This window comes from Micromonospora taraxaci (assembly GCF_007830095.1).
GTDB lineage: Bacteria > Actinomycetota > Actinomycetes > Mycobacteriales > Micromonosporaceae > Micromonospora > Micromonospora taraxaci.
Window position 1 is genome coordinate 2,538,937 of sequence record NZ_VIWZ01000001.1, and the last position, 24,229, is coordinate 2,563,165.

At 71.8% G+C, this 24,229-nt stretch carries 14 protein-coding genes and 1 pseudogene; 10 read left to right on the top strand and 5 right to left on the bottom strand.

The features are described 5' to 3' along the window. Positions 1 to 20: 20 nt before the first annotated feature. Positions 21 to 608: a winged helix-turn-helix domain-containing protein gene (locus FHU34_RS32945; protein ID WP_167524804.1), complete on the bottom strand. Its 588-nt coding sequence runs from the start codon at positions 606 to 608 to the stop codon at positions 21 to 23. Positions 609 to 1,454: 846 nt separating this feature from the next. Here FHU34_RS32945 and FHU34_RS11905 point away from each other — a divergent pair. Continuing rightward, positions 1,455 to 2,492, top strand: a complete 1,038-nt coding sequence (locus FHU34_RS11905; RefSeq protein WP_145780009.1) for a DUF808 domain-containing protein — start codon at positions 1,455 to 1,457, stop codon at positions 2,490 to 2,492. Between the two features lie 349 nt (positions 2,493 to 2,841). On the opposite strand, the gene FHU34_RS33230 is transcribed toward FHU34_RS11905, so the two are convergent. Both FHU34_RS33230 and FHU34_RS11915 read right to left on the bottom strand, forming a co-directional pair. After that, positions 2,842 to 3,732 carry a hypothetical protein gene (locus FHU34_RS33230; RefSeq protein ID WP_208744965.1) on the bottom strand — a complete coding sequence of 297 codons (891 nt, stop codon included), beginning with the start codon at positions 3,730 to 3,732 and terminating at the stop codon, positions 2,842 to 2,844. 45 nt (positions 3,733 to 3,777) lie between these two features. Further along, a complete protein-coding gene (locus FHU34_RS11915) occupies positions 3,778 to 4,374 on the bottom strand; it encodes a DUF4240 domain-containing protein (protein ID WP_145780010.1) in 597 nt (198 codons plus the stop codon). Positions 4,375 to 4,410: 36 nt separating this feature from the next. On the opposite strand from FHU34_RS11915, the pseudogene FHU34_RS34225 reads away from it, so the two are divergent. Then, a pseudogene (locus tag FHU34_RS34225) lies at positions 4,411 to 4,833 on the top strand (DUF7002 family protein). Between the two features lie 27 nt (positions 4,834 to 4,860). Here the strand turns inward: FHU34_RS34225 and FHU34_RS11925 are convergent. Continuing rightward, the gene (locus FHU34_RS11925) at positions 4,861 to 6,120 is read right to left on the bottom strand and encodes a glycoside hydrolase domain-containing protein (RefSeq protein ID WP_244311622.1); all 1,260 of its coding nucleotides are present in this window, start codon (positions 6,118 to 6,120) and stop codon (positions 4,861 to 4,863) included. Between the two features lie 542 nt (positions 6,121 to 6,662). Continuing rightward, positions 6,663 to 7,910, bottom strand: coding sequence for an MFS transporter (locus FHU34_RS11930; protein WP_145780012.1), 1,248 nt, complete (start codon positions 7,908 to 7,910; stop codon positions 6,663 to 6,665). Between the two features lie 388 nt (positions 7,911 to 8,298). Between FHU34_RS11930 and FHU34_RS11935 the strand changes: the two genes are divergently transcribed. The 8 genes from FHU34_RS11935 to FHU34_RS11970 all read left to right on the top strand — a co-directional run bounded on the left by FHU34_RS11935 (position 8,299) and on the right by FHU34_RS11970 (position 24,128). Next, on the top strand, positions 8,299 to 9,096 hold the full coding sequence (locus tag FHU34_RS11935; RefSeq protein WP_145780013.1) for a LuxR C-terminal-related transcriptional regulator: 798 nt from the start codon (positions 8,299 to 8,301) through the stop codon (positions 9,094 to 9,096). Between the two features lie 5 nt (positions 9,097 to 9,101). Further along, on the top strand, positions 9,102 to 9,941 hold the full coding sequence (locus FHU34_RS11940) for an aminoglycoside phosphotransferase family protein (protein ID WP_145780014.1): 840 nt from the start codon (positions 9,102 to 9,104) through the stop codon (positions 9,939 to 9,941). Between the two features lie 165 nt (positions 9,942 to 10,106). Further along, positions 10,107 to 13,334 (top strand): non-ribosomal peptide synthetase, encoded by a 3,228-nt coding sequence (locus tag FHU34_RS11945; RefSeq protein ID WP_145780015.1) that lies wholly within the window; start codon positions 10,107 to 10,109, stop codon positions 13,332 to 13,334. Beyond that, positions 13,327 to 15,582, top strand: a complete 2,256-nt coding sequence (locus FHU34_RS11950) for a beta-ketoacyl synthase N-terminal-like domain-containing protein (protein ID WP_167524805.1) — start codon at positions 13,327 to 13,329, stop codon at positions 15,580 to 15,582. The genes FHU34_RS11945 and FHU34_RS11950 overlap by 8 nt, the downstream gene beginning before the upstream one ends. After that, complete coding sequence (locus tag FHU34_RS11955) at positions 15,582 to 15,848, top strand: phosphopantetheine-binding protein (protein WP_145780017.1); 267 nt, start codon at positions 15,582 to 15,584, stop codon at positions 15,846 to 15,848. The genes FHU34_RS11950 and FHU34_RS11955 overlap by 1 nt, the downstream gene beginning before the upstream one ends. Beyond that, positions 15,848 to 19,261, top strand: a complete 3,414-nt coding sequence (locus FHU34_RS11960) for a non-ribosomal peptide synthetase (protein WP_145780018.1) — start codon at positions 15,848 to 15,850, stop codon at positions 19,259 to 19,261. The genes FHU34_RS11955 and FHU34_RS11960 overlap by 1 nt, the downstream gene beginning before the upstream one ends. Further along, positions 19,258 to 22,140, top strand: a complete 2,883-nt coding sequence (locus FHU34_RS11965) for a type I polyketide synthase (RefSeq protein WP_145780019.1) — start codon at positions 19,258 to 19,260, stop codon at positions 22,138 to 22,140. The genes FHU34_RS11960 and FHU34_RS11965 overlap by 4 nt, the downstream gene beginning before the upstream one ends. Continuing rightward, a complete protein-coding gene (locus FHU34_RS11970) occupies positions 22,137 to 24,128 on the top strand; it encodes an amino acid adenylation domain-containing protein (protein ID WP_145780020.1) in 1,992 nt (663 codons plus the stop codon). The genes FHU34_RS11965 and FHU34_RS11970 overlap by 4 nt, the downstream gene beginning before the upstream one ends. The last annotated feature ends 101 nt before the right edge of the window (positions 24,129 to 24,229 follow it).

Consider the following 24,229-nt stretch of genomic DNA (forward strand, 5'->3'; position numbering starts at 1 on the left):
GCCCGTCGTCTCGTTACCGGTCATTCGGCAGTCCCCGTCCCTGGTGCGGTCTGCGCGAAGCCACGCACGGCCAGCCGGACCGGGCTGCGTCCGTCGTGGCGGGTCCGGCTCGCCTTCTCCACGTGGCAGCGGGTGATCTCCTCGACCGCCTCGCCCCAGGCTTTGAGTTCGGCGGGTGTCATGAGGACGGTCCGGGTGTGCACGGTCGTACTCGATGCCCAGTCGTCGCTCCCTGCCTCCGGTGACGCCAGGAAGCTCAGGAAGAGCGCGAGGTCGTGCCGGGCCGCCGCGCCGATCGCGTCCGTGCGGGCATTGTCGGAGTCCGCGCCACCGGTCTTTCCTGGAGGCGGCATCCATACCTCGTCGAAACGGCGTTGCCAGGGTCGCTGCCGGGTGTCTTCGGCAAGTGGAGAGCCCTGCTCCACTAGGCCCTGTTTGGCGAGCACGTGCAGGTGGTAGGAGCAGGACTTGGGAGAGAGTTTGAGCTGCGCCGCGCATTCCGAGGCGGTCAGCCGGTCGTGGACGCGGAGCAGATCCAGGATCCGGAGCCGCGCGGGATGAGCCAGCGCGCGCAGCCCTTCGACATCTGTGACAGATGTGGAAGACATGTTCCGAATCTACCCGCGGCGCCGGATCCCCGCCACCGTTCGGGCTGCGGCGGCGGCAGGGCCAGCGATTGGGGTGAACAGGGCAGCCAACGGCATGACGCCGATTCGACGGCGAGCCTGGGCCAGAGTCGATGACGTCTGAGTGGCCACGGCGGACCGCCGAGGTCAGAGATGAGCCTGGCCCAGACCTGGCCAGAGCCGTCACTGCCAACGGCATCGGGGCCGATCGCTTCGGCGATGCCGTGCGTTCACCGCCGAGGAACTGGGTGATCTGTCCGTCCTGGTTGCCCCATCGGTTCGCTCGCGGAAGAGGGCCTCCCGCCTCGATGTATTGCTCTGGGCTGCTAAAACTGCTGCCGGTATATGTCCGTCAGCTAAGACTCAGATCGCCCCCGCAACTTGCTGAACAGGGCCTTTTGCTGGGCGACCTCCTTGGCGAGCCCGAAGGCGTCAGCGTTCACGGGTGTCGTTGGCCGTGGTGTTATCCCATCATTCGATGAGCAGGCGCCCGCAGTGCCCATGGCGGCTGGCTCACCAGTGACCGCCCCTCCAGTCTGGAGACATCTTCGGCGGCACCGTAGAGGTCCCACGTCCGCTCAGCAGAGTTACGAAGGTCTAGCCTCCACCTACGCCGACCCTGGCTAACGGTGACTGCGGCGGACGGGTTCGGCCTGAGCTGGCGTCAGGTGATGGCCCGGGCGCGGTGGTGGCGGGTCGTCGGCCGAGCGCGATAGCCGATCACCTCGAGCCCTCGCCCCATAGGACCGGGCGGTGGCGTGCCGCGCACAGGGACCTGAGCGAGAATGGGTCAGTTCGAACTCTGCGCAACCCTGGAAGGACCCTCCCTTGGCCGGTGGACTCGTAGCCCTGCTGGATGACGTGGCGGTGCTGGCCCGTGCCGCCGCCGCGTCGATCGATGACGTCGGGGCGGCCGCCGCGAAGGCCGGCGCCAAGGCTGCGGGCGTCGTCGTCGACGATGCCGCCGTCACGCCGCAATACGTGCGGAGCCTGGCGGCCGAGCGCGAGTTGCCGATTATCAAGCGCATTGCCCTGGGGTCGCTGCGCAACAAGTACTTCATCATCCTGCCGGCGGTGCTGCTGCTCAGTCAGTTCGTGCCCTGGCTGCTCACCCCGATCCTCATGCTCGGCGGCGCCTACCTCTGTTACGAAGGCGCGGAGAAGGTGTGGGCCAAGATCGCCCATCACGATGCCGACGGCGCGGGCGAGGAAGAGGTGCAGGACGAGACGACACTGGTGTCCGGGGCGGTACGAACCGACCTGATCCTCTCGGCGGAGATCATGGTCATCACCCTTAACGAGGTGATCGATGAGCCGTTCTGGTCCCGCCTGGCGATCCTGGCTATCGTCGCCGTCGTCATAACCGTCCTGGTGTACGGCGTGGTCGCCCTGATCGTAAAGATGGACGACGCCGGGCTGCGCCTGTCGCAACGTTCCGGCGCCGTCGCCACGTTCGGCCGCGGTCTGGTGAGGGCGATGCCGGTGGTTCTCACCGTGCTGACGGTGGTCGGCACCGCGGCGATGCTGTGGGTGGGCGGGCACATCCTGCTGCTAGGTACGAACGAGCTGAACCTGCACTTCCTGTACGAGGCCGTGCACCACGTGGAGGTCGCCGCCCACGACGCCACGGGTGTTCTCGGCGGGCTCGTCGGCTGGCTCGTCAACACGGTGGCCAGTGCGATCCTCGGGCTGATCGTCGGAGCGTTGGTCGTGCTGGTCATGACTCTCACGCTCCACCGCCGCAAACCCAAGGCTGCGGCTGCGACTGCGCCGGCCACGACTCGTACTGACGGCACCATCCCCGTGCCGCCGAGCCGTGCAGCTCAGCGTCGCGACGCTCCTGCGGACCGAGCGCCGCGCGGTTGACCGCGAAATCACCGCAACTCGACCATAGACCTCGGCTTTCGTCGTCGGGGTCGGCGTCGCGGGGCACGGCGACGATGTCGCCGAGCGCTCGGACTAGGTCGGCGATCTGGGAGTGGCTCATCCGGCGTGGCTCTGTCTGCTGGGTCATTCGAAGATCAGCTTCGGCTCGTGTCCGTTCGGCCTGGGTTTCGGTGATCCAGCCGGTCACTAGTGCGGGATCTGCGACCGCGTCCGAGAACCCGTGCACGGGTCGTGGCCTACCGGCCGCAACGCTTTGTTAGTGGGACGCGGCGGGCCGAGCGTTCCATGGCGGCGACATGCGTGGGCGATGACGGCTGCGCGATCGACGTCAACGAGCGCTGCGCCGTTCGACCGTACGGCGGCTATCGGAGGGTATTGGCAGCAGTGCCGGTGGGAACAGTTGACGCAGCGTCGGGCCGATGGCCGTTGCCAGTGTGCCGTCGTCGCCGGAGTGCATGATCAGGTTGATCACTCCTGTCGCAACGTGTCCGGTGCGGGTTTCGGTAGCCGCGGCCGCGACGTCGGGCAGGCTGAGGTCGGCGAGTAGTTGCCGTACCAGGACGCCTTCACCCCACAGGGCCTCGGCGGGGATGGGGAGCCGGCCCAGCCAGGACAGCAGGATCGCCGCCCTGGCGGTGGGTGAGGGGATGGCGGCGGTGAGCCTTCGACGGACGTCGTCGACGTGCGCATCGGACAGCTCGCCACACTGCTGGCCGGTGGCAGCGACCAACACAGAATGCAGCACGTCCGGAACCCCACGCTCGTCCAGGTACCGCTTGCCTTTCTTGCCGGCGGGCCGGAACTGCGGACGACCCTCGCGCAGGTTCAGCAGGTCAGCCAACGGTGCCAGGAAAGAGGTCAACTGGTTTGGTACTCCGTGTCCGGCCAGAAACACGTGCAGCGCCGCGGGATCCGCCACGACGAGGTCGTTACGGAACCGCGACCGCTCCCAGCTGATTGAGCCGTGGCCGTGAAGACTCGCGCTGGCGAGCACGTCGCCCGTTGCATCGCGGAGCACGATCGTCGGCCCACCGTGACAACGGCAGATGTCACCGGTGAAGCGACCTGTCGTGGCTAATTCGCGCGCCGCCTCGACAGACACAGCGTCTGGCAGCTCGGCCAGAACTACGCGACCGCAAAGGGGACCGGCATCCTCACCGCCCTCGACGATCTGCACGGTGCGTGTTCGAGTCCAGACATGGTCAAGCCACTCAATCATCGCTACCTCCGACCGCCTCCAAGCATCCGGGCTGAGCTGCCGAGATCAATCCTCGCCGGGGCGGAGGAACAGCTCGGCCAGCCGGGGTAGCCGCCTCCGCATCTCGTCATCGTTGTCGAAGTCGAAGTCCTCACCCATGTCGGGTTCGCGGGCCTCGTCGATGCCGACCGCAGCGTGCTGGCGGGCCTTCATCGCCTCGTAGAAGGCGTCGTCGTCACCACCCGTGACCTGCTCGTAGGCTTCGCTGGCTACGTAGTTCACCGACTCGGCGAACAGCGCGCCGCCGTCGTCTTCCTCGGCCGCCGCTTGTAGTACGACGGGATGGTCAGCCCGTCCGTCGGGCGAGGCCAGGACACGCTCGTACCACTCGCGCCCCAATGCGATGACTCCCGCCCGGAAATCTATGAAGCTGTCGTCCGAGCATCCACCGCCGATCAGGTACGCAGCCGCCCACACGTCCCAGCGGTAGAGCGCGTCATGGAGCTGGTCGAACAGCTCCTGGAACTCGAGGATGCGCTCCGGTGATGTTGCGGCCAAGCGCGTTACCAGTGCCGCGGCAACGGCCTCACCGTCGTCGCCGGTCCGTCCGTCGAGACCCGCCCCGGCCGACTTCACGACCGTCCAAAACTCGTCAACGTCCACGGCGCGAGAGTCTCCCACGGCCAACTGACACAACTCTTGCCTTGCAACCCAGGCCCCAGTCGCGTCGAGTACCTCGCCGCCATCAACTCTCGGGTCTTCTTTTGGGCCAGTGCCGAGCGACTGGACCGGTTGCGTCAGGCGAAGGAGTACCGCACCGAGGACCAAGTCGTCCTGCACGTCGACACCCGCGCCCTCGTCGAGCGATAAGGCCTGCGGATCGAACTCTGCCGGTTCAACTCGGGGGCGGTGACGCAGAAGAACCACCCCTTGCGCGGGCACCGATCCTGGGTGCCGATCGCCGACTATCCCTACGACGAGTACCACCGTCGGTTTGGCCGCGATGGCGCCTTGGTCGAGGTCACTGTTCTGGGCGCGGTCCCTGACATCCTCGACCTGACCGACAAGATCGAAGGCGCCCTCAACTGGGTCTCCACCCTTCGTGGCCGGGCCGTCGGATAGGGATGCACTCGGCAGTTGCGAGGGGGCTCAGACCCGGGTGATCCGCACCGCGTCGGCGACCACGAGTCCGGTGCCGCTGGTCCAGCGACTCACGCCGACCTTGTTGCCCGTGCCCGCTGCCAGGGTGAACACGCCGATCGAGACCCACCTACCGCCGTTGATCCGCTGGTTGACGGAGACGGACCTGCTGCCTGTGGTGGTCTCCACAAGGTATGGCGTCTGGTTGTTGTAGCCCGCGTCGGCCGGGTACCAGACTGAGATCTCATAGCTTCCGGTCGCCGGGATGGTCGACCGGAACCAGGCGACGTCGCTGGACGACACCGGACTGGTAAACCGGTAGTCGGTGCCGAACCGTTGGCCGGAGTAGGCCGACGTGCCCCATTCGGTGCTCGCCATGAACCCGCCCGAGGCGCTGTTGTCTATGGCCGTGGTCCACTGCTGCGGCGGGGTCTGCGTGACCCGCACGTCGAGGTAGTTGCGGTCGATCTTCATCGTGACGCCACCCCACGTCTCGGTGACCTCCCCGGCGTACTGGTGTACGCGCTGCTGATTCGCGTAGTAGGTATCGGCGCAGTAACTTCCGGCGTCCGTGTCAGCCACCCCGTTCCACCAGGCGATCCAGATCTGGTCGAGTCGCGTGTAGCTCGGGTTGTCGTAGGCGTCGCAGACGTCCTTGATGCCGGACGAACCGCTGGAGTACATGCCGGCGAGGTAGCCCCGTACGTGCAACTGCTCGGTCCAACCGGACAGGAACGACAGCACGGCGGCCCGGCACGACGCGTTCGACGGGTACTGCTCGATGTCGTTGTAGATGGTGCTCGCCGTGCCGATGCCCAGTGCCTGGGCGGCATTCGCCGCGCTGTTGGCCGCGGAGACGCCTTGCGACCGGGCGGTGGCGGGATCGGCGGACATCTTCGGTGTGCGGGTGCCGCACGGTGCCTGGTAACCCAGTTCGATGGGGATCAGCCGCCATCCGTTGCTGGTCTGGTTGGCCACCCAGCTTGCGGTGAGGTTGGGCTGGGAACAGGAGCGGCTCGCCCCGCTGATGTAGATGCCGACCGCGCCGTAGGGCGAACTGGCCCGCCACGCGTTCATCGTGGTCTGTGACGGAGCGGCGCAGGTGTCGAATCCCCGGCCGGTGAAGGTGCCGGGTTGCGGTCCGGTGGCCAGCGGCGTCACCGCAGTCGATGCTTGTGTGGGTGTCGCGGCCACAGCAATCGACTCGGTGGGCGCCACGATTACTGCGGCAACGGTGAGACTCGCCAGCCACCCGGCAGTGACTCTCACGTCGCCTCCATCTGAAGGAATTATTGCCCGGGAACGGACAGTGCGAAAGATTTCTACCACGAATCGATGAGCAGCAATAGAGGGTCGCCGCCGACGTCAGCTGAGGGGCAGGCCCACGTAGTTCCCGGCCAGGCCGATGAGGTACGCGCACCCAAGCGCTGTTCGCTGGCGACGGCAACACGCAGGTCGGGCCGGTGTGCTGCGTCTGCTGTCCACCATCTCCGCGGTCAGCGGTGCCATAGCACGACCGGCGGCAGGCCGCCCCCGGCGTCCTCGGCTCAGACGGACCCGTCCCTCACATTGATCAACTGCCCCTAGGTGCCGAGCCTCCCACGCGGGCGAGCTTCGAGCGCGCTTGAAAGCAAGCCGTGCTCAGGCTCGAGAGGCGACGAGCGGTCCCGCCCGCTTGATCCTCTGCGCGATGATCTCGGTTTCGACGACCCGTCGGTGACCTATTGGTGACCTCGGGTGGGCTGTGGTGCGTGTTTGGGACCCGGCCTCCGGGGACCTGCGGTTGGAGATCGACCTCGGCCTCGGCGGCGTCAGGTCGTGGAGGCCGGGACCGTCTCGCGGACCAGCGTGACAGCGCTGCGGTTGGCGGCCGGAATGATCAGCGCCGATGCGACGAGCGCGGCGACGGCGATGCCCAGCCATCCCCAGAAGCCGAAGGCGATGACCAGGCCGGACAGCGCCGCCGGGCCGATGATGTTCTGCGTGATCACGTGCAGGTCGAACGCCCCCAGGTACTCGCCCTGAGCGTGCTCGGGGGCGAGGCCGAACGCGAGCCCCCAACCGGAGGCGGCCTGCATCACCTCGGCCACGGAGAGGATCAGCACGGCGGCGACGATCGCCACGGACGCCAGGGCCACGTTGTCGTCGAGCGCGGTCACCGCCAGGACCGCGCAGCCGCCGGCCAGCCAGTAGCCGGAGCGCCGGGCGAGCCGACCGGCGCCGTGCACGGTGTCCGCGCCCCGGCTGGCCCGTACCTGGAACAGGATGACGAACGCGGTGTTGACGATCAGCAGCAGAGGAATCAGGAAGTGCGGCAGGTCGGTGCGGTTGAGCGCCCAGAGCGGCAACGTCACCAGGATGATGCTGACGTGCGAGGCGAGGATCGTCGATACGCCGATCACCGCGAGGAAGCGTGGGTCGCGGACTGCGGCGAAACGCTTGAAGCCCACCGGTGCGGGACGCGGCGGCACGTCAGGCAGGCGGGTGACGAGCAGCGCGGCGCCGGCCATCAACGCGGCAGTGGTGAGGGGGATCAGCACGAGCAGCCGTTGGCTCAGGGCGGCGACGGCCGCCACGCCGATACCGATGCTGAATCCGATGTTGAACACCGACCGCATCATGGCCTTGAGCTTCACCCGCTCCTCGGCGGGCACAAGGTTGCCGATGAGGGCCCCGTTGGTCGGGCCGGTGCCGTACTCGAGGAAGCCGACGGTGACCACCAGCGCGAAGAAGGCGGTCGCGCTGTCGACAAGGCTGTAGAGCCCGAATCCGACCGCCAGCGCGGCGAACAGGATGACGAGCAGGCGGCGGGCGCCCACCCGGTCGGCGATCACACCGAACAGGACCGACGAGAGGAAGGCGGACAGGCCGGCGGCCGACAGGCCCAGGCCCACCTGCCGGGCGTCGAGTCCGACACGCAGCGTGAAGTAGACGACGCTGCCGCTGAGGAAGACGCCCTTGCCGATGGACTCGGCCAGTCGGATCGCGATCAGCTTCCTGCGGAGCGGGTCGGTCGGTACCAGGCCGGCGACAACGTCCGTCACTCGTGACAAGGGCATGGGTCAATCCTGGCGACGGCGGTGTCCGGCGGACAGGGCGACAGGTGTAGCGCGTGCGGGACGACGTCCCGGATCGGCCGGGAAATTCGCCCGTGGAATCCCGGGTCGGCGGCACGTCGACCGCCCGTAGAAGGTCCGCTGTGGACGGCTTCGTCAGGGCCAAAACGGAAAGTTTGGTTCGGCTATTCGTTGCGTCAAAAGGCTGACCGAGCCCGTTCCCGGGATCACTTCTTGTGTTGTTCTGTTGGCCGTGAGTAGATGTTCATCACGACGCGGGGTCGGCGCTACCGCGGCGTTTCCCCGCGCGACTAAGACACCGCGGGCCGTTCGGACGGGGTGAGGTGGATAGATGGTCAGCGTTGGCTCGGCCTCGGAACTGACTCGGAACATGAGGCGGTATCCGGAGGAAGTCACGGCGGAGACACAACCCGACGCGGTGACGGTGGTCCTGGCCGACGCTCAGCCGGTGGTGCGCAGGGGCCTGCACGCCCTGCTGTCGCCGTCGGCTGAGGTCGCCGTGACAGGTGAGGCGGCGTCCGCGCGGGAGGCGTTGGCGCTAGCCACCGCCACACGTCCCGACGTGCTCGTTCTCGACGTCGAGCTGCCGGGGTTCCAGGCGGGGGTGACGATCCAGGAGATCAACCGGGTGTCGCCCTCGACAGCGGTGCTGGTCTTCACCGCGGTCGAGGACGAACACGCGATCCTCGCGGCCATGTGGGCGGGCGCCCGGGGCTACGTGCTCAAGAGCTGCCCGGGCGACGGCATCGTCCGGACGATCCGGGGCCTCGCGACGGGTGAGGTCATCCTCGGCCCCCGGGTGGCCGACAAGCTCATCGGGCAACTGAGCCTGGAGCCCCGCAACCAGCAGCTCTTCCCGGAGCTGACAGCCCGCGAGCGGGAGGTGCTGGAACTGATTGCCTCGGGTATGCGCAACGTGGCGATCGCCGCGAAGCTGAATCTGTCCCCGAAAACGGTCAGCAATCATATTTCCATCATCTTCAGCAAATTGAACGTTTCTGACCGGTACGAGGCGATCGAGGTCGCCCGCCGGGCGCGGTTGGGGCGCCCCGGGCCGCCCGGCCATTCACCAGTGGTGCCTGGTGGCAGCGTTCTGCTGGCCGGCAGGCGTGGTGTCGTGGCGCCGGGCGCGCCCGCGTGCGCCGGCGCGCGGTCGGTGCGGGGGTGAGCGGGATGAGCCTGGACCTGGACGCGATCGCCAACCGACTGGAGCCACGGTTCGGCCGGGCCGCGCACCGCTGGGTGGGCACGCTGCGCCAGCGGCTCGACGACCTCGTCGAGCAGTGGGAGCTAACTCTCGGTGACCCGCTCAAGTCCGGCAACTCCTCGGTGGTGTTCCGGTGCGTGGGCCCGCTCGGCGACGCGGTGCTCAAGCTGTCCCCGGACAGCTACGCCGTGCGGGAGGAAGTGGACATGCTGCGCCAGTTCGCCTCCAGCGGGCGGGTGCCGGCGGTGCGGGAGTCGGCCAAGGGCGCCGTCCTGCTCGAAGCGATCCACCCCGGCACCCTCGTGGAGAAGATGCCGCAGCCGCCCTCACCGCCGGAGTACGCCGCCTTCCTCACCGATCTGCACGGCGCGGGCGACCCGGCTGCCGCCCCCCGTCAACTGGCGGACTGGATCGACGTGCTGTTCAACTCCGCGACGCGCCGGGGCGCCGACCTGAGCGGGTCCAAGCGGCTGCGCGACGACCTGTTCGCGGTGCCCACCGACACCGTGCTGCTGCACGGGGACCTGCACCTCGGCAACGTGCTCAGCGGCGGAGGCAGGGGCCTGGTGGCGATCGACCCGATGGCGTGCGCCGGTGACCCCTGCTTCGACGCCGTGGACTACGTGCTGGAGGGTCTGGACCGCGCGGAGATGGTGCGCCGCCGCGACGAGCTGGCGAGCGCCGCCGGCATCGACGTGGGCCGACTCGACGCCTGGTGCCGGGTGACGGCCCCGATCGGCGCCACGTACGTCAGCAATCCCGTGCACTCCGCCGAGCTGGCGGCCTTCGGGCGCGGCGAGTACTGACCGGCCGACCACCGCCCCGGTCCGACGGCAACCCGCGTCGGGCCGGGGCCGCGCCATGCCCGGGGACCCGCGTCGACGTGTCGCCGACGCGACCGGGAGCTTTTCCTGGTGGGGCAGGAGAACGTGCTCTGCCGCGCGGGACGTGCCGGGCCGCACGATCGGTGCATGGTTCGTACCGGTCGTGCTTCCTTCGCCCAGGAACGCCTCTACTTCCTCGATCAGCTCCAGCCCGGAAACCCGGCGTACGTGGTGGCCTTCGCGGTGCACCTGCGCGGTGCGCTGCGACCCGAGGCGCTCCGCACGGCCCTGACCCGGGTGGTCGCCCGGCACGACGCGCTGCGCACCACGTTCGCGGTGGTCGACGGTGTCCTCACCCAGCGGGTGTCGTCGACGCCCGGTGTGGACGTCGACATCAGCGCCGACGGGTGGGTCGATCGCGCCACCCAGGAGGCCCACCTGCGGACGCTCGTTGCCGAGCAGGCCCGGCAGCCCTTCGACCTCGCCGACGGGCCGTTGGTACGGGCCTTCCTGCGCTCCTGGGGCCCGGACGAGCACGGCCTCGCGGTGCTCGTGCACCACATCGCCTGCGACGGGTGGTCGGTGGGCCTGCTCCTGCGCGACCTGGCCGCCGAGTACAACGCCACCGTCGACGGGGCCGTGGCCGCCTACGACGAGCCGGCCGAGTCCTACCTGGCGTACGCCGAGCGGCAGCACGAGACGTGGCGGCGGGACAGCTCGGGCCTCGACTTCTGGCGTGCGGCGCTGGTCGACGTGCCACAACTGGCGCTGCCCACCGACTTCCCCCGCCCGAGCGTGCTCGGCACCACCGGCGCGGTGCTGCGCCGCCCGGTCGAGCCGGACCTGGTGCGGCGGCTGGGGGAGTGGGGGCGGGCGCGGGGCGCGACGTTGTTCGCGGTGACGCTCGCCGCGTATGCCTCGGTGCTGTCCCGGTACGCGCGCCAGGACGAGGTGGTGGTCGGCGTTCCGGTGGCGAACCGGATGGACGACGCCGAGGAGCGCCTGGTCGGCTGCCTGGTCAACACGCTGCCGATCCGGCTCGACGTGTCCGGCGGGCCGAGCTTCACCGAGCTGGTGGACCGGGCACGACGGACCAGCATGGCGGCCTTCGCCAACCAGGACGTGCCGTTCGAGCAGATCGTGCGGGCCACAGTGGGGGAGCGGCAGCTCAGCCACGCGCCACTGTTCCAGACCTCGCTGACGGTGCAGAACTTCCCGTTCGCGTTCCCCGAGTTCGCCGGGGTACGGCTGACCGAGGTCGACGTCGAGATCGACGTCACCAAGTTCGACCTGGGCCTGACCCTCGACGTCTCCACCGACGTGCCGTTCCTGCGCGCCGAGTACAGCACCGAGCTGTTCACGGCGGAGACCGTCGGCACACTGCTCGCGCACTACCTGACGTTCCTGCGGTCGATCGTCGACGAGGAGCAGCGGGAGCCGTCCATGGTGGACGAAGCCGAGCGGGCGCAGCTCACCGAGGGGGTGAACCCGCCGCTCGCGTCGGAGCCGGTCACGCACCCGTCGGTGCTGCGTCGCTTCGCCGACCACGTCGCGGCGACCCCGGACGCGGTGGCCGTACGCCACCGGGACGTCGAGATCACCTACGCCGAGCTGGACCGGTGGGCCGGGCGGATCGCGGCGGGCCTGGCCGACCGCGGTGTCCGCCCCGGCGTCCGGGTGGGGCTGCTGCTCGGCCGTTCACCGGCGGTCGTCGCGGCGATCCTGGGCGTGTGGAAGCTCGGCGGCGTCTACGTGCCGCTGGACCCGGACTACCCGCGCCAGCGCCTCGAACTGATCGCCGCGAACGCCGGGATGGCGGTGCTCGTGGTGGACCCGGAGACCGCCGAGGCGGCCGCGGCGCTCACCCGCGACAGCGGGACCCCCCTGGCCGACGCGCACACCCTCGACGGAATCTCCGTGATCGAGGAAACCGTCCCCGGGCCGGACGACCCGGCGTACGTCATCTACACCTCCGGCTCGACCGGCGTACCCAAGGGGGTCCTGGTCGGGCACGGGGGCCTGGACGCCCTGAACAGCCCGACCCCGGCGGGCCTGGACGTCACGGCCGCCGACGTGTGGCTGGCGGCCAGCTCGTTCTCGTTCGACGCGTCGGTGTGGGAGATGTGGGGCGCGCTGACCACCGGCGCCCGGCTGGTCATCGCCGACCGGGTCGACCTGGTGGACCGGGAACGGCTGGCCCGGCTGGTGCGTCGCGAGGCCGTCACAGTGCTGTTCCAGACCCCGGGCGCGCTCTACCGGTTGCTGCCGCCGTACCTGCGGGCGCTCGACCCCGACGAGACCTCCCGCATCCGCTACGTCGTCCTCGGCGGCGAGGCGCTGAGCTGGTCGCGGCTGGCGTCGCTGATCGCGGACGCGCCGGGTCTGCAAACGGTGTTCGTCAACATGTACGGCATCACCGAGGGCACCATCCACGTCACGATCTTCCAGGCGTCGGCCGCCGACGTGCCCCGGGTCCCCGAGGGTGCCATCGGCGTGCCGTTGCCGTCGGCGCGCTGCTACGTCCTCGACGAGGACCTGCGGCCGACCGGCCTCAACGTGCCCGGCGAGCTGTACTGCGGCGGCGCGCTCGTGGCGCACGGCTACCTGGACAACCCGGAGCTGACCGAGGCGCGGTTCCCGCCCGACCCGTACGGCGGCGGGGTCATGTACCGCACCGGCGACGTGGTGAAGTGGGGTCTCGACGGGAGCATGGTGTACCTCGGCCGCAACGACACGCAGGTGCAGTTGCGCGGCTACCGCGTCGAGCTGGCCGAGGTGGAGGGCGCCCTGCTCACCCACCCCGCGGTGCGGTCGTGCGCCGTGGCCGCCGAGGACGACGAACTCGTCGCGTTCGTGGTCCACGGGGTCGGCCCGGACGCCGAGCACGACCTGCGGGCGCACCTGCGCGAGACACTGCCGGCGTACATGGTGCCGTCGCGGATCCTGACCGTGGCGACCATCCCGCTCACCGCGCACGGCAAGGTGGACCTTGCCCGCCTGCTGGCCGACAGCCGCGCGGCACGGACGGCCACCGCGCCGTCGCGGCCACCGGCCGCAGTGACCGGCACCGGGTTGGAGGAACGGATCCGGGCCTGCTGGGTCGAGGTGCTCCGGCGGCCCGACGTCGGGCTGCACGACAACTTCTTCGACCTGGGCGGCCACAGTTTCGCGCTGATCGCGCTCCAGCAGCGGATGTCCGAGGAGGGTCTGGACGTCTCGGTGACCGACCTCTTCCGCTGCGGCACGATCGCCGGCTGCGCGGCGGCGCTCCAGCACACCGCGCCCGTCGTCGCGGACCCCAATGCGGCGCAGCGCCGCCAGGGCCGTGCCCTGCTGGCCGAGCGGCGGCGCAGCGTGGGAGCCGGCCGTGGCTGAGCTGGACGACAGCGCCGCGGTGGCGGTGGTCGGCATGGCCATCCGGGTCCCCGGCGCCGAACGCGACCTGGACCGGTTCTGGCGACACGTCCACGACGGCGTCGACGCCGTCAGCGTCTTCACGCCCGAGCAGCTCGTCGGTTGGGGCGTACCCAAGGATCTGGTGGAACGGCCAGGCTTCGTGCCGGCCCGCGCGGTGCTCACCGACGCGGACCGCTTCGACCACCGGCTGTTCAGCTACTCACCGTCGGACAGCGCCCTCATGGACCCCCAGCAGCGGATCCTGCTGGAGTGCGCCTGGGCGGCGCTGGAGCACGCCGGCCACCCGCCGGTCGCCGCCGACGGCAACCGGGTCGGGGTGTACGTCGGCACCGGGCTCAACGTCTACCTGCTGGACAACGTGTGGCCCAACGAGCGCGCGGTCGAGGCGGCCGGTGGCCTGGGCGTGATCATCGGTAGCGACAAGGACTTCGCCGCCACCCGGATCGCCTACAAGCTGAACCTTCAGGGGCCGGCGCTGACAGTGCAGACCGCCTGCTCGACGTCGCTCGTCGCGGTGCACCAGGCGACGCAGGCGCTGCTCACCTACGACGCCGACGTGGCACTGGCCGGCGCGGCCACCGTCGCCCCGCCGACCCGGCGCGGACACCTGCACGAGCCCGGCGGCATCTTCTCCGCCGACGGTCGCTGCCGCGCCTTCGACGCCGCCGCCGACGGGACGGTGCCGGGCGACGGCGCGGGCGTGGTGGTGCTCAAGCGGCTCACCGACGCGCTGCGTGACGGCGACACGGTGCACGCGGTGATCCGGGGCTCCGCGGTCAACAACGACGGCGCCCGCAAGGCCGGCTTCACCGCGCCCGGCCCGACCGGTCAGGCCGCCGTCATCGCGGCGGCGTTGGAGGTGGCCGACGTCGACAGGGACACCGTGGGCCTGGTCGAGACGCACGGCACCGGCACCGCGCTCGGCGACCCGATCGAGGTGGCGGCGCTGCGGCAGGTGTTCGACTCCGCCCGGCCCGACCGGGCGCCCTGCGCGCTGGGCGCCGTCAAGTCGGTCGTCGGACACCTGGACACCGCCGCCGGGGTGATCGGCCTGATCAAGACGGTCCTGGCCCTGACACACCGGACGATCCCCCCGATCGCCCACCTCCGTACGCCCAACCCGGCGATCCGACTGGACGGCTCGGTGTTCGAGCTGCCGACGACCGCCCGACCCTGGGCGCCTGTCGATGGCGTACGCCGGGCCGGGGTGAGCGCCTTCGGCATCGGCGGCACCAACGCCCACGTGGTGCTGGAGGAGGCCCCGCCAATCCCGGCCCGACCCCGCCGGCACGTCCCGCAGCTCGTCCTGGTCTCCGCGAAGACCGCCGCGGTGGCGCAGGACAGCCTGGACCGGGTCACCGCGTTCGCGGCGGGAACCGCCCCCGGGGACCTGGCCGACCTCGCGTACACACTGCGGACCGGCCGCGCCGAGCTGCCCTGGCGGGCCGCCGTCCTGACCGGCGTGACCGACGGGGTGGCCCGGGTCCGCAAGGTCGACGCGACGGCTCGGGCGCGCGGGGTGGCGCTGCACCTCACCGGGGCCGGTGAGGTGACCGGCAACCGGCCCAACTACGACGCCGACCCGGTGTACCGGCGGACCGTCGACGAGGGCGTCGCGCTGCTGCGTGGCCACGACCTGGACGATTCGGTCCGGGAACGCGGTGACCGGCTGCTGGCCTGCGTCGGCCTGACCCGGTCGCTGCGCAGCCGGGGCGTCACCCCGCGCGCCCTGGCCGGTGACGGTGTCGGCGCGGTGGCCGCCGCCGTCGTGGCCGAGGTGATGTCGCTCGCCGACGCGCTGGCGCTGCTGCGCGACACCGACGACCCCGGGGTACGCCTGCACCCCGCCGCTCTGCCCCTGCTCATCGACGGGCGGCCCGACGACAGCGCCTTCTGGCGGGCCGCGGCCCTCCGCCCCCCGACGTCGACGCCGCCCCCCGACGTGCCCGACCCGGTGCTCTGGATCGAGGTCGGCACCAGCGTCACCCCGCACCTGGACGCCGATCAGCCAGCACTTCCCGCCAACCGGCATGCCCGCCTGCTGGCGACCGTCGGCGCGCTGTGGCAGCTGGGTCTCACCGACGCCTGGGACCCCGTGCACGACACCGGCCGCCACCGGCTGCCCGCCCCCACCTACCCCTTCGCGGCCACCCGGCACTACCTGGACGCACCCGGAGCCGACCCGACCACAGAGAGGCGACACTGATGCGCGACGTACAAGACCGGACCTGGGTGGCCGAGTTCGAAGAGCTGTGGATGGAGGTCCTCGGCGTCGACACTGTCGACGACGACGACGACTTCTTCGACCTCGGCGGCCACTCGCTCAGCGCGCTGCGCCTGAGCACCCTGATCCGCCAGGAACTCAACCTCGCGGTCATGTTCGGCCACGTGCTGGAAAACCCCCGCCTCGCCGACCTGCGTAAGGTCGCGAGCGAGGTGCCGCTGGAGCGTCCGGCGGCGGAGACCGCCTGATGGTCGCCCCCGACCTCGCCGCCTGGGCGCCGCTCGCCGCACGGGTGCTCGGCGGCACCCCCGAGCAGGTCCACGCGGTGGCCGCCACCGAGTCGTTCGTCGCCCTGGGCGGCACCTCGCTGCAGGCCATCGCCCTCGTCGCGCTGGGCCAACGCGAGCTGCGGGCGGACGTGGACAGCGCCCGCCTGCTGTCGGCGCTGCCGCTGGCCCAGGCCCTCGCCGGCGCCGTGGACTTCGTCGACACCGCGCCACCCGTCGTCGCACGACGGCCTGCCGAGCGGGAGTTGCTGCCGGGTCAGCGGTCCATGCTGGCCGCGCACCTGCTGGACCAGGACGCGCCGTACCACCTGATGTTCACCGTTGAGGCGGACGGGCCCCTCGACGCGGGCCGGGTCCGGTGGGCGCTGCGCGAGCTGACCACCCGACACGAGGCGCTGCGGACACGCTTCGTCCGCGACCCCCGCCAGGCCCGGGTCGTGCTGCCCGCGCCCTACGAGCCGCGCCTACTGCACCAGACGCTGCCCGACGACGACGCGGTACGCGCCGTGCACGACCTGTACGGCCCGGCCGCCGCGCGTCTACTGCGCCCCTTCGCGCAGCCACCCGTCGTGTTCGTCCTGACCCGAACCGGCCGGCGCGACCTGCTCACCATGCTGGTGCACCACACGGTCAGCGACGGCTGGAGCGTCGGACTGTTCGCACGGGAGTTCGCCGAGTTCTACACCGGGGACGGCCCGGCCGAGGCAGCCCCGTCGCCGGACTGGGTCGGCACCCGGCTCGCCGCGCAGGAGTCGTCCGGAGCGCTGGAGGCCGCCCTGACCCGGGTCACCGCGCGGCTGGACGGGGCACCGTGGACGGTGACGCTCCCCACCGACCTGCCGCCGGTCGCCGAGGCCGACGGGCGGGGCGCCCGGCTGCGCTTCCACCTGGACGAGACGGCGGCGGAGGCGACGACCGGGTTGGCCCGAGAGTGCGGGGTGACCGTCACGTCGGTGGCCCTGGCAGCCTGGGCGTTGACAGTGTCCCGCCGCGCCGGTCTGGACGACCTGGTGCTCGGGGTGCCGGCGGCGGGCCGGTTCGAGGCGGGCATGGACCGCCTGGTGGGCCTCTGCACCCGGGTCGTCCCGGTACGCTGCGCGGCGACCGACGACAGCACCGTCCGGGAGTTCGTCCGCGGGATCGCCGACGCCCTGGCCGCGGCGGTCGCCGACGCCGACGTGCCGTTCGAGACTGTCGTCTCCGCGCTGGGCGCCGGCACCGACCCGGGCCGCAACCCGCTGGCCCAGCTCGGCTTCGCCGCCCACCACGAGCTGGTGCCCGACGAGCTGGTGGCGGGCGACCGTACCTGGCGGGTGCACGAGGGCCACTGCGCCGGCTCGGTGTTCGACGCCCTGCTCTACCTCCAGTCGTGGTCGGATCGTCCCCGGTTCGCGCTGGAGTACGCGACAGCCCTGCTGACCGCCGCCGACGCGGGGGAACTGGTCGAGTCGTTCCAGGCGGCGGTGCGGGAACTGGCCGCCGACCCGGACGCGACGGTGCGGGACGTCACCACGCTCTCGGCGGGTCAGCGCGCCCGGTTACGCGAGCTGGGCACGGGCGGGACGTACGACACCGCCGACGACGTGTGGCACCGGTTCGCGGCGTACGCGGAGTCCGCGGGCGAGCGGACCGCGCTCGTCGACGCGCACACCGGGCTGACGCTCACCTACCGGGACCTGCACGACGCCGCGGTCGAGCAGTCCCGCCTGCTGCACGGCCACGGGGTGCGTGCCGGCGACGCGGTTCTCCTGGAGGTGCCCCGCTCGGCCGCCGAGGCGGTAGCGGTGCTGGGCGTGCTGCGACTCGGCGCGCACTACGTGGCCGTGGACCAGCACGCCACCGCCGAGTGGCGTACCCATCTGGCGGCGACCGTCGCGGCGCGGGCCCGCCTCGGTGTGGGCGAGCCCTGGCCGGGAGTCGTCGACTGCCCGCTCGTCGATCCGCGGACGCCCGTCGGGGCAGACCCGGTCGAGGCGGTGCCGAGCGACCCGGCGCGCACCGCGTACGTCTCCTTCACGTCCGGTTCGACGGGCGTGCCCAAGGGCGTCGTCGTGCCGCACCGGGCGGTGCTGCGACTGGCCGACGACCCGGGGATGTTCGCCGAGCGGCCGGGTATGCGGATGCTGCGGCTGTCCCCGCTGGCGTTCGACGCGTCCACCCTGGAGCTGTTGGTGCCCCTGGCCACTGGTGACACGGTGGTGGTCTTCCCGCCGGAGGACCCGACGCCACGCGGGCTGGCCGACGTGCTGAGCGCCGCCGGGGTCACCCACGCCTGGCTCACCTCGGGCGTTTTCCACCTGGTCGCCGACCACCGTCCGGACGCGTTCGCCGGGCTGCGGCAGCTGTTCACCGGCGGGGGAGTGGTGTCACCGCCGCACGTGCGCCAGGTGTTGCGGGCCTGCCGGGGCCTGCGCCTGACCAACGGGTACGGCCCCACCGAGAACACCACCTTCACCACCACGTACTCCGTCGAGCATGCCGACGCGACCCCCGACCCGCTGCCGATCGGTGCTCCGGTACACGGCACCGACCTGTCCGTCGTCGACGCGTCGGGTCGCCTCGTCCCACCGGGCGCCGTCGGCGAACTGCTGGCCGGCGGCACCGGTCTGGCCGACGGGTACCTGGGCGACCCGACGAGGACGGACGCTTCCTTCGTGCGCCACGACGGGGAACGCTGTTACCGCACCGGGGACCTGGTGCGCTGGGGCACCGACGGCCAACTGCGCTTCCTTGGCCGCAACGACCGCCAGGTGAAGATCGCCGGGCACCGGGTGGAGCCGGTCGACGTCGAGCGCCGATTGCGGGCGCAGCCGGGCGTCCGCGACGCCGTGGTCTTCCTCACCGGTGACCCGGGGAGCGGGGTACGCCTCTGCGCGGCGCTCAAGCCCGACCCGGACGGCGTCGACGTGGCCGCCGTGCGCCGCGCGGTGGAGCCCGACCTGGCCCCGTACGCCCGGCCACAGCAGTGGGTGACGGTGACTGAGTTCCCGCTGGACCGCAACGGCAAGGTCGACCTGCGGGCGCTGGGCGCGCTGGCCCAACCGACGGTGCCGTCGGAGACCTCGGCCGCGCCGCCGGAGACCTCGGCCGGGTTGGCCCGGGTTCCCGCCCAGCGCTCGGCGTCGCTGGCCGAGTTCGAGGAGCTGGTGACGGGCGCCTGGGTGGAGGCGCTGGGCACCGACGACTTCGACGTCGACGAGGCGTTCTTCGACGTCGGCGGTGAGTCGCTGCGCCTGGCGATCGTGCGTCGGCTGCTCCAGGAGCGGCTGGCCGGCCGGACCATCCCGCTCACCGACCTCTACCGCTTCCCGACCGTCCAGACGCTGGCCCGGCATCTGCACGCGCAGACCGAGAGAGCAGGCGCACCCTCATGAACGACGACATCGCGATCGTTGGCCTGGCCGGTCGGTTCCCCGGCGCCGCCGACGTCTGGGAGTACTGGTCGAACCTGGTCGCCGGGAAGACCACTGTCAGTGCGCTGACCCGGGGCGAGCTGCTGGCCGCCGGGGTGCCCGCCGACCGGCTCGACGACCCGGCGTACGTGCCGGCGCGCGGTGTCCTGGCCGACCCGGACCTGTTCGACGCGGCCTTCTTCGGCATCACTCCGAGGGAGGCGGAGACGATGGACCCGCAGCACCGGCTGCTGATGCAGACGGCGTGGGCCGCGCTGGAGTCGGCGGGGCTCGCCACCGAGCGGCCGTTCGGTCGGGTCGGCGTCTTCGCCGGGGCCGGGTTCAACTACTACGCGCTGCACCACGTGTTCGCCCAGCCCGACGTCGTCGAGTCGCAGGGGCTGCTGTCGGTCGTGCTGGGCAACGAGAAGGACCACCTGGCCGCGAAGATCGCGTACCGGCTGGACCTGGGCGGGCCCGCCATCACCGTGCAGACCGCCTGCTCGACGTCGCTGGTGGCGGTGCACCTGGCCTGCCAGAGTCTGCGCGGCGGCGACTCGGACGTGGCGCTCGCCGGTGGCGCCTGCGTGGCGGTGCCGCAGCAGGCCGGGTACCTCTACGAGACGAAGGGCATCATGTCGCCGGACGGCACGTGCCGGCCCTTCGACGCCTCGGCCGACGGCACCGTGCCCGGCAACGGGGTCGCCCTGGTGGTGCTGAAACGCGTCGCGGACGCCCGCCGGGACGGGGACACCGTGTACGCGGTGATCAAGGGGTCGGCGGTGAACAACGACGGTGGGATGAAGGTCGGCTACACCGCGCCGGGCATCGCCGGGCAGGTCGACGTGCTGACCCGCGCGTACGCCTCCGCCGCTGTCGACCCGGCGACCGTGGGCTACCTCGAGGCGCACGGCACGGCGACCGAGGTCGGCGACGCCATCGAGCTGGCTGCGCTGACCGAGGTGTTCCGTCGCGGCGAGCGACAGTGCTCGATCGGCTCGGTCAAGGCCAACGTCGGGCACCTCGACGCCGCCGCCGGTGTCGCCGGTCTCATCAAGGCCGCGCTGGCCCTGCACTTCCGGCAGATCCCGCCGCTCGCCGGCCTGAAGCAGGCCCGGCCCGAGCTGCTGGACGGGTCGACACCGTTCACAGTGGACACCGTCGCCCGTCGGTGGGAGGCCGCCGGTGGTCCGCGCCGCGCTGCGGTCAGCGCCTTCGGTCTGGGTGGCACCAACGCGCACGTGGTGCTGGAGGAGGCCGACGGCCCGATCCCGCCGGAGCCATCGGCCGCCGACGGCCCTGCCGAGCTGATCGTGCTGTCCGGGCGGACCCCGGAGGCGGTCCGCGAGGCCGCCGAGCAGGTGCACGAGTACGTGCGGCAGCGCCCCGACCTGTCCGTGCGGGACGTCGCGGTGACGGCGCAGACGTACCGCCGGCACTTCCCGCACCGGTTGGCGGTGGCCGCGCGGGACGTCCCGGCGGCGCTCGCCGGGCTGCGCCGGGCGCGGGTGCGCGCGGCGGCCCGCCGACCCCGGGTGGTCTTCCTGTTCCCGGGGCAGGGCGCCGAGTTCCCGGCCATGGCGCGGGGCCTCTACGACCACTACCCGTCGGTGCGGGCCGACCTCGACCACGGGGCGGAGCTGCTGTCCCCGGTCCTCGGACTGGACCTGCGGGACGTCCTCGTCGACGACGACCCGCACGGGGTCGTGCACCGCACGGACGTCACCCAGCCGGCCCTGGCCCTGTACGAGGTGGCGCTCGGCCGGCTGCTTCTGTCGTGGGGGATCCGCCCGGCGGCGATGATCGGCCACTCGGTCGGTGAGTTCCCGGCCGCCGCGCTCGCCGGTGAGCTGGCCGACGACGACATGCTGCGCCTGGTCGCCACCCGGGGCCGGCTCATGCAGGACGCCCCGGAGGGCAACCTGCTGGTCGTGCTGGCCGGGCCGCGCACCGTGGAGGAACACCTCGCGGGCCTGGACGACCTCGACATCGCCGCGCGCAACGCGCCGGAGGTCACCGTCGTGGCCGGGCCGCCGGCCCCGCTCGCCGCGTTCCGCGAACGCCTGGACGCGGCCGGGGTGCCCTGTCGGGCGCTGCCCGCGCAGCGCGCCTTCCACACCCGGATGATGGCCGCCGCGGCCCGGCTGCTCGGCGTCGAGGCCGACCGGGTGCCCCATCGACCCCGCACCATCCCGGTCGTCAGCAGTGTCGACGGCACCCTGCTCGACACCGGCCAGGCGCGTGCCGAGGGCTACTGGGCGGCACAGTTGCGCAGCCCGGTGCGCTACCACGACGCCCTGCTGACCGCGCTGGAGCTACCCGACCCCGTGCTCGTCGAGGTCGGTCCCGGCACCGCGCTGACCAGCATGGCACGGCAGACGCCGCAGGGTCGGGGGGTGCCCGGGTTCGCCGTACAGCCGCGACCGACACCCCGGGCCGACGCCGCCGACGTCCTCGCCGGGCTCGGTGGACTGTGGACGGCCGGGGTGACGGTGGACTGGGCGGCGGTGCGCGGCGACACCCCGGCGCGGCGGGTGGCGCTGCCGACGTACCCGTTCGCCCGTACCCGGCACTGGCTGGAGGCGACACCGCCACCGGCCCCGGACACCGCCGAACCGTCACCGCCTCCCGCGGCTAACGGGGAAAGCACTGTGGTGGGCGAGATCGTGGAGCTGTGGGGTCGGCTGCTCGGCTCGCCCGACATCGGGCCGGACACCGACTTCTTCACCGTCGGCGGCGAGTCCCTGCTGTTCATCCGCATGGTCAACCAGGTGCAGCGCCGCTTCGCCGTCCGCATCCCGATGGAAAAACTGTCCGCGCGACCCACGCCGCGCGTCCTGGCCGAGCTGGTGGCGGCATGACCGACCACACCGACCTGGCACACGCGGCAGCGGTGGCGGCCGTGCTCGTCCACCGCCTCTCCGGCGCGACGTCGGTAACGGTGCGCGGCCCGCACGGCGACCACACGCTGCGCGTGCACCCGGACACGACACTGACCGGGGTACGCGCGCAGACGCGGACACCGTCACCCGAGCTGTCCCCGGTGGACGTGGTGCTGGTGACACCCGGCCCACCGGGCGGGGCGGCGGGAACGGTGGGCCCGGTGCCGGTCTGGTTCGCCGGCGACCACTGTCATCCCACCCACCTTCAGGAACGACTGGACGCCCTGAGCGGATGGCTCACCGCCCATCCCGGCCGCCCGGTGCGCGAGGCGGTGCTCGTCGGTCCCCGGGAGCGGGCCACGCTGCTCGGCTTCAACCCCGCGCCGACCCCGGCCCCCCGGACACCCGTGCACGAGGCGATCTGCCGGCAGGCTGAGCGCACCCCGGACGCCGTCGCGCTGCGCGGCGGGGGACGCGACCGCAGCTACCGGGACCTGCTCGACGAGGCGGCGGCGCTGGCCGGGCGACTGCGCGCCGAGGGCGTGGGCCCCGGCTCGGTCGTCGCCCTGTGCACCGAGCGGAGCCCGGAGATGGTCGTCGCGGTGCTCGGTGTCCTGCTGGCCGGAGCGGCGTACCTGCCGCTGGACCCGTCCCACCCGAGGGCCCGGCTGGACCTGATGCTCACCACCGCCGACGCCGCGCTGGCGCTCGCCGACGAGGAGGGACGGGCCGCGCTCGGCACCGGCGGAGCCCCGGCCGTTCCGGTGCGACCACTGGCCGGCGCCGACCTGCCCGCCGTGCCCGTCGACTGGCGTGGCTACCGCGCGCCGGAGGAGGTGGTGGACGGGCTGTCGTACGTCATCTTCACCTCCGGGTCGACCGGGGCGCCGAAGGGTGTGCAGATGACCCACCTGTCGCTGGCCAACCGGCTGGCGTGGATGCAGGAGGAGTACCGCATCGGGCCCGACGACGTGGTGCTGCAGAAGACGCCGTACACCTTTGACGTGTCGGTGTGGGAACTGCTCTGGGCCTTCCTGGCCGGCGCGACGCTGGTCACGGCCGAGGCCCAGGCGCACCGCGACCCGCAGGAGATGGCCGCCGTCATCGCGCGCGAGGCGGTGACCACAGTGCACTTCGTGCCGTCGATGCTCGCCCTGTTCGTCGAGGAGCCCGGGGTCGCCGCGTGCGCAGCCCTGCGCCGGGTGATCTGTAGCGGGGAGGCCCTGCCGCCGAAGCTCGTCAACAAGCTCACCGCCACCCTGCCGACGGTGCGGGTGGACAACCTGTACGGCCCCACCGAGGCCGCCATCGATGTCACCGCCTGGCCGTGCCGCCGACCCGAACCGGACCCCACCGTCCCGATCGGCAGGCCGATCACCAACGTCACGGCCTACGTGCTGGACGACGACGGTGCGCTGGCCCCGCTGGGCGTACCCGGGGAACTGGTGGTCGGCGGCGACTGCCTGGCCCGGGGGTACGCCGGACGGCCCGACCTGACCGCCGAGCGGTTCGGCACCGTGCACGTCGCCGGGCGTCCCCAGCGGGTGTACCGCACCGGCGACCTGGCCTGGTGGTCACCGCAGGGTTACCTGAACTACGGCGGGCGCATCGACACGCAGGTGAAGATCCGTGGGCAGCGGGTGGAACTCGGCGAGATCGAGTCGGTGCTGAACAGTCACCCGCTCGTCGCGAACAGCGTGGTGCTGCTCCGCGACGACCTGGGTGCGGCCCCGACCCTGGTGGCGTACGTGGTGACCGAGCGGCACGCCGACGCGGGCGACGTGAGCGAGGCGGCGCTGCGGGCGTTCCTGGCCGAGCAGCTTCCCGACCACATGGTGCCGCTGCGCCACGTGGTGCTGCCCGAGTTGCCCGCCACCGCCAACGGCAAGGTCGACCGCAGGGCTCTGCCCGCCCCGCCGGCCCGGGTCCGCCGGCCGGTACGGGTCGGGTCAGCCTCGGGGGCGTAGGGCGTAGGGCGTCGGGAGCGGGGGAGTCCGCAACGGGTCCGAGGGATTTGGCGACGCGCTGCTACCCCGGCGCATCCACTGCCGCCCGCTCCGGGACAACT

Bases quoted from the DNA above. Each gene is read 5' to 3' on its own strand.
- FHU34_RS32945 (WP_167524804.1), bottom strand. From the start codon at position 608: ATGTCTTCCACATCTGTCACAGATGTCGAAGGGCTGCGCGCGCTGGCT.
- FHU34_RS33230 (WP_208744965.1), bottom strand. From the start codon at position 3,732: ATGATTGAGTGGCTTGACCATGTCTGGACTCGAACACGCACCGTGCAG.
- FHU34_RS11930 (WP_145780012.1), bottom strand. From the start codon at position 7,910: ATGCCCTTGTCACGAGTGACGGACGTTGTCGCCGGCCTGGTACCGACC.
- FHU34_RS11935 (WP_145780013.1), top strand. From the start codon at position 8,299: ATGAGGCGGTATCCGGAGGAAGTCACGGCGGAGACACAACCCGACGCG.
- FHU34_RS11940 (WP_145780014.1), top strand. From the start codon at position 9,102: ATGAGCCTGGACCTGGACGCGATCGCCAACCGACTGGAGCCACGGTTC.
- FHU34_RS11945 (WP_145780015.1), top strand. From the start codon at position 10,107: ATGGTTCGTACCGGTCGTGCTTCCTTCGCCCAGGAACGCCTCTACTTC.
- FHU34_RS11955 (WP_145780017.1), top strand. From the start codon at position 15,582: ATGCGCGACGTACAAGACCGGACCTGGGTGGCCGAGTTCGAAGAGCTG.
- FHU34_RS11960 (WP_145780018.1), top strand. From the start codon at position 15,848: ATGGTCGCCCCCGACCTCGCCGCCTGGGCGCCGCTCGCCGCACGGGTG.
- FHU34_RS11965 (WP_145780019.1), top strand. From the start codon at position 19,258: ATGAACGACGACATCGCGATCGTTGGCCTGGCCGGTCGGTTCCCCGGC.
- FHU34_RS11970 (WP_145780020.1), top strand. From the start codon at position 22,137: ATGACCGACCACACCGACCTGGCACACGCGGCAGCGGTGGCGGCCGTG.